This is a genomic window from Streptomyces sp. SID3343, from assembly GCF_009865215.1.
Lineage (GTDB): Bacteria > Actinomycetota > Actinomycetes > Streptomycetales > Streptomycetaceae > Embleya.
The window spans coordinates 1-6,191 of record NZ_WWJX01001438.1 but is presented as its reverse complement, the minus strand read 5'-3'; the positions used below and the strand labels follow the sequence as shown (position 1 = coordinate 6,191).

Annotated in this window: 3 protein-coding genes and 1 pseudogene; 3 read left to right on the top strand and 1 reads right to left on the bottom strand. The window is 70.3% G+C overall.

Annotated elements, in window-relative coordinates; all coding sequences use genetic code 11:
• Nucleotides 1-743 precede the first annotated feature (743 nt).
• On the top strand, nt 744-1,748 hold the full coding sequence (locus GT354_RS45955) for a YdcF family protein (RefSeq protein WP_161363465.1): 1,005 nt from the start codon (nt 744-746) through the stop codon (nt 1,746-1,748).
• A 246-nt stretch (nt 1,749-1,994) separates the two neighbouring features.
• Here the strand turns inward: GT354_RS45955 and GT354_RS45950 are convergent.
• Nucleotides 1,995-3,227: pseudogene (locus tag GT354_RS45950) on the bottom strand (carotenoid oxygenase family protein).
• A 664-nt stretch (nt 3,228-3,891) separates the two neighbouring features.
• Here GT354_RS45950 and GT354_RS45945 point away from each other — a divergent pair.
• On the top strand, nt 3,892-4,359 hold the full coding sequence (locus GT354_RS45945; protein ID WP_161363462.1) for a MarR family winged helix-turn-helix transcriptional regulator: 468 nt from the start codon (nt 3,892-3,894) through the stop codon (nt 4,357-4,359).
• 581 nt (nt 4,360-4,940) lie between these two features.
• A complete protein-coding gene (locus GT354_RS45940; protein ID WP_161363467.1) occupies nt 4,941-5,411 on the top strand; it encodes a DIP1984 family protein in 471 nt (156 codons plus the stop codon).
• The last annotated feature ends 780 nt before the right edge of the window (nt 5,412-6,191 follow it).

Genomic DNA, 6,191 nt, shown 5'->3' with positions numbered 1-6,191 from the left:
TACGCTCAGCCCTGGTCGAGCTCGGCCGGCCCCGCTCGACGTCGTCCGGCCCGGTCGCGCGCGGGAAGTCGGCGACCCCGCCCGCCATTTCGAGCGCGGCCGAGTGCTCGGGCCGAGACGACCTCGTGGTCTCCGCGGTGTGGTCGGGCACGAGGCTCGATCACGGCGCTGCTGCCGACGCCGTGCTCGCGGGCCGGACCGGGGCGGCGATGGACGGGCCTTCGAGGTACGCGCCGCGTACATCGGTGATCGTCCGGCCCGTGACGGCCGGCGGCTACCTTGTCGCCCTTGGCCTCGGCGGCCCGCAGTCCGTCGTAGGTCGGTTCGCGCCGGAGGTCGCGTGGGAGTTCGCCGATGGCGGCGAGAGCCGAACTTCACGGTGGACAGGCGCTCGCCGGTGCGTGGGCGGCGGGCGGCGGGCGGCGAGGTCCACGGTGCGGTGGTGGGCCCGGTGCCCAGGCGTCGACGGTTCACCCGGGCAGTGTCGCGGCCACCGCGAGCACGCCGCCACCCGGTCGTCGAACCCGATCGACCGGCAACGTATGGGGGGAACGTCCTCGTGGTCGGCGTGGTCGGCGTGGTCGGCGTGGTCGCGTTCGGCCTCGCCGGGCGCAGTGTCCGGTGGCGCTCGCCGACGGGTCCGGCCTTCGGCGTGGGGCCGGCCCCGATCGTGGACGAGGCCGCGCCCGACGCCGTCGTCGTCCGCCGCGAGTGGGGCCGGCCGCACTGCGTAGGATTCGGCGGTGTTCGCCTACCTCGTTTCCGCGCTCTTCTTTGTGCTCTTCCTCGTCGGACTCCTGCGCGACCGCCGCCGGTTCGGCAACGCCGTGTACCTGGGCCTGGCCCTGGTCGCCCTCGCCGTCGGACTGATCGGTGAACTGGACCGGTTGCCGCACCCGTTCGTCGTGGCGGTGGCCGTGCTGCTCCTGCTCGCGCCGACCGTGGGCGTGCTCGTGCTGGCCGGTGCGCTGGTGTCCAACGGCGTGACCATGGTGCGCCGGGAGGGGATCCGTCCCGCCAACCTGCTCTCGCTGCTGGCGGGGTTGACCATCGTCGCAGTGATCGCACTCCTCGTGACGGCCCTGGTTACTCGCTCGCGCACGCTGATCGTGGTCACCGGCACCGTCGCCCTGGTGGTCGGCTACGTGTCCTTCCTCCTGCTGTGCTTCGTCGGCTACGCCTTCCTCTACGGGAGGCTGTGGGTGCGCCGTTCGGTCGACTTCGTGGTCGTGCTCGGCTCCGGCCTCGTCGGCGGCAGGACGGTGCCACCCCTGCTGGCCAGTCGACTCGACCGCGCCCGGGCCATCTTCGAGGCCCAGGTCGCGCGCGGGAATCGACCCGTGCTCATCACATCGGGGGGCCGAGGCCCCGACGAGGACCTGCCGGAGTCGCACGCGATGGCCGACTACCTGATCGACCGCGGATTCCCCGCGGACCGGGTGGTGCGCGAGGACCGTTCGCGCACCACCGAGGAGAACCTGCTCCTGAGCAAGGCGATCATGACGGCCGCGAACCCCAAGTACCGGTGCCTGATCGTCACCAACAACTTCCACGCCTTCCGCGCCGCCCTGACCGCCCGGCGCACCGGGGTCCGCGGCCAGGTGGTCGGCGCGCCGACGGCCTCCTACTTCCGACCCAGCGCGACGATCCGCGAGTTCGTCGCGGTGTTCCTGAGCTACAAGGTCGTCAACTTCGGCGTGTGCCTGCTCATCGTCGCATCCGGCGTGGCCGCCTGGCTGCGCCTGTGAAAGACCTCCGGACGCCCGGGCCGACGCCGACGGCGGCATGGCCGCGTGCTCGCATCCGGTGTACCGGTGTACCCGGTGTCCCCGGCCGGTTGTCGGTGGAGCAGTGTGTTGCTCGCGCCGGGCCGGCTGCGGCGGTCTCGCGGGTGTCGGGGCGCGGAACGCGCCTGGGCGCCGGTCTCGGGGCGCGGGTCTCGCGACACGATCTGCCATGACCGCAGGGTCGCCGGAGCCTCGGGCTCGTCCGGTTCAGTCGGTCGCCACCCAGCTGCCGTGGAAGCCGAGCGGCACCCGAACGGGGAGGTGCACACGGGCGACGGTCCTACCGGTGAAGTCCTGCGCAGCCAGGACGACGAGGTCGGTGCCGTCGCGTTCGGGATCGTTCACGTAGGCGAGGACGAGCCGTCGTCCTCAACGGGCCGCGCGTGCGCGGGTGTCACCGGGGCCCACGCCCGCGCCCGGCTCGGCCGGGACGAACACCGGCTCGCTCGCGTCGGCGCCGCGCGGGAGGCGGTGCACCTGTGGCGTACCGCGCAGCAGGTCGTGTTTGACGAGTGCGTTGCCCGCCCGGACACCGGTGTGGCCCACCGCCGGTCCGTAGGCGCGGAACAGGTCGACGGACGCCGCGGTGTAGCCGTACCGGTGACGCCGCCCGGCGTACGCGTCGTTGATCCGGGGGAACTCCTGGGGACGATCGTCGACGCGGACGGTCCGTACGACGCCGCGCACGGGGTCGATCGTCCAGCGATGCAGTGAGGGCGGTCCGGCCGCGGCCGGACCGCCGAGGCCACGTCCGGCGGGCTCGAACGGCGCGGGCATGCAGGTGAAGTCGACGACGACGCGCCCGTTGTCGTCGTAGGCGTTGAGCGTGTGCGAGAAGTAGAACGGCGGGATGTCGAACCACGTGGTCGGGCCGCCGGCTCGGGGGAACAGGCCGACGCGGGCCGGGTGTCGATCGTTCCAGGCGTAGGGCACGAGGGCTCCGGCGCGGGCGGCCTCGGGATCGAAGGCGATGGGGTTGTCGAAGAGGACGACGTACTTCTCGGTGAGGCCGAAGTCGTGCATCATCGGTGAATCCGCCACGGGGATGCGCGTGGTTCGGGCGACGTGTCCGGCCCGGTCCAGCACGATGTGGCGCACGTGGTCCCACTCGATGGCGTACGTCACCGCGTGGAGTTCGCCGGTGTGCGGGTCGAACTTGGGGTGCGCCGCGAAGGATCCGTCGAGGGTGCGGTCGAAGTCGCACGGCCCGACGGTGTTCAGGTCGCCGTCGAGTTCGTAGGGCAGCGGCCCGCTCTCCTTGAGCGCCAGTACGCGTCCGCGGTACCCGATCACGTGGGTGTTGCCCGCGAAGTCCTCGGCAGGGGGCGGTTGGGGACCCCGGTATCGTTCGCCGAGCCGGGCGGCGACGTCGGCGGAACGGACCCAGCGGCTGCGGTACCACTCGGCACGACCGCCGCGCAGACGGACACCGTGGACCATGCCCGCGCCCAGCATCCAGTGGTGCGCCCTGGGATCGTCGAGGCCAGGACATTGGGGCCGTTGCGCAGATAGCGGCCGTCGAGCGCACGGGGCAGACGACCTGTGACGGGTAGGTCGAAGGCGGTGACCTCCTCCCGCTGAGGGGTGAACGCGCCCTCCAGGAAGGGGAATCGGCGGCGGTCGACGGTGCCGGGATCGGCCTGCGGCGCGCGTTCGGCACCGAACGCCGTGCCGGGTGCTCCGAGGACGGCCGCGGCGAGGCCGCCCGCCGTGAGGGACGACCCCAGGTCGACTCCGAAAGGAAGCACTGCAACCGCTGCGCCGCAGGGTGTTGCGCGCCGACAACCCGACCGGATACTCGCGGAACCCCGACCCTGGGCGAGCGTCCCGAACAGGTCGTCGAGCTGCGCCGCACATCCCTCCAACGGCCCCGGCGCAGGCGGACACGGCACACAAGCGGTACCGGCACACGCCCGAACAGGCCCACCAATAGCGCTGGATCACGCGTCGTCCGCGCGAGGCCACCATCCCTCTTCGTCGACGACATGCGGCGGCCACCCGGCAGATCATCCGCTTGACCTCAACTGCACTTGAAGTCCTACGGTCTCCGCATGACCTGCACGGTGTGCGGGCTCCACACGGAAGTACCCGGAGAGGACAACCCATGAGCACCCAGCAGGACTCCGACGCCGAACTCGTCAACCAGCCGGCCGCCTACTGGACGGGTGTCGCCTACGAGGCGCTCATCGCGTACATCCGGGCCCGGCAAGCCGAAAAGGGCTACACCCAGCCCCAGTTCTGGTTGCTGCGCAACCTGTCCGTGAACGACATCTCGCCCGACGGCGAGGGGATGACCCTGCCCGAACTGCAGGAGGCCATGACCTCCTACATCCGTGCCGAGGACGATCTGGCGGCGGAGGCCGACGTGCTCCTGGAACAAGGTTGGCTGACCCGGGACGCCGAGGACCGGCTGTGGCTCACCCCGGAAGGGGAACAGGCCCGCATCGACATGGCCGGCATCGCCCCCGCGATCGGCGCCGTCCTCCACGAGGGCATCGACGACGCGGACTACATCACCACGGTGAAGGTGCTCCAGCGGCTGATCCGCAACGCGGGCGGGACAGTAGCCTGACAAGCCGCAGGCCGGAAGCCCGCAGGCGTGCCCTTGCCGTTCGCGAGGAGACGGTGCTCCCGTAAACCTCCGAATATCCGCGTCGCACCTGCGTACGCAACCCGGCTGCGGCACGCGCTCCCCTCCTCCACCGGGACGACGCATACCGTGCGCGAGCACGTACGGCCGGCCCGGCGGACCCGGCCCCGCTGGCGTGGACCACGTCGAGTTCGACATCCGAGGCTAAATGTTCCCTCTCGGATGATCCGGCCCGGTCAGCCAAAACCCGACAACTGCCACAAGGGAAGGCTTGTCGTCACCAAAACCCCCAGTGTGTGGTGATGACGGTCGCCGTTTGCGGCCTGCCGCCTTGTAGTTGTCGGGTTCTGGCTCTTCGTTTCGTTCGTGCCGGTGGATCCTCGTCGCGTCTTGTCGTGCGCCGACCGACAGCGTTTGCGCCGTTCGTGGAGTTTCGATCTCGCTGCGCAGGTCTCGTTCTCACGGCGCCACCGGGCCTCCGGTGGATCGAAACTCCAGGCACGTACGAGCCGGCCTCCACTCGTATACTCGTGCGAGTTCACCGAGGACTGGAGGTGAAGACGGTGAAACTTGCCGAGGCATTGGCAGAACGTGCGGAGGCACAGCGTCGTGTAGAGCAACTGCGGGCGCGCGTGGTCGGCAGCGCGCGGCATCAGGAAGGGGAGACGCCCGCCGAGGATGCAGCTGGGCTGTTGGTCGAGGTCGGTGAGGTGCTGGACGCCCTGGAGACGTTGATCCGTCGGATCAACCGGACGAATGCCACAGTGGAGATGGGCCCGGACGGCACGCTTACCGATGCCCTCGCGCGCCGGGACGTCCTGCGGCTGCGCCACTCCGTGGTCACCGCGGCGGCGGACGCGGCAGCGGGCACGAGTGAGCGGGGGTACGGCCGTCAGCTTCGGTCCGAGTTGATGATGCTCTCCGCGCTTCCGGTCGCGGAACTGCGCGGTCGAGCGGATGCGTTGGCCCGGGAGATTCGTGAGGTCGATGTGCGGATCCAGCGTACGAACTGGGAAGTCGATCTGCTCGACTGAGTAGTTCGGCGCGCTGGGGCGATGTGGAGCAGGTAGCTGTTTCGGAGGCGTGCACACACCGAGGGCCGGCGGTTTTCCGGCCCACTCCTGGCGCGTGAAGAGCAACGCGGGGGTTCGACTCCCCGATTCACAACGCAGCTCAGCATCGCGTACAGGTAACGGTGCACATTGCACGGCACATCACCACGTGCAGATCCGAGGCGGCGAGGGCGGGTTCGGGGTTTTCCACATCGCGGCATCAGGGAGAGTGACATTCTCCGGCGGACACCGTTGGCGATCTCGGAGTTCCTCTTCCCTTGCCGCGAACGGGAAGCCGGGTCGGCAGACCACTGTCTGCCGGATGTGCTGTGACAACGAGCCTGCAAACTCGACATCGGTGACAGCAACACTGCCTCGTTGGTGACAACCGTCTCGCTTCGTTTCGTGCTCGGCCGCAGTTCCGCGGGCCGCGACGGTGACACCTGTCGTGCTTCGGCACACCCCGGTACCCGGCCGCTCCAGCAGCGGAGTACGCCGCTGGTAGCGCACGGTCAACCCCGGCGCCTGCTCGGCGAAGGTCGCCTTCGGGCAGGCCAGGTTCTCGCGGTACGGACGGCGCACTTTCAGGTCGAGCCGTACCGGCCGACCCCCGACCCCCGACCCCCCGATCGCGGCATCGGCGAGGTGAGGTGCGGTGAGGTGCCGCACGTAACGGCTGTGGCTCCGGTCTTGGGCGTGCCGTCGGCGATCGCGGTTCGGGCGCGGGGGGAGGATCCGGCCCTCGATCGGCCGGTCGAACAG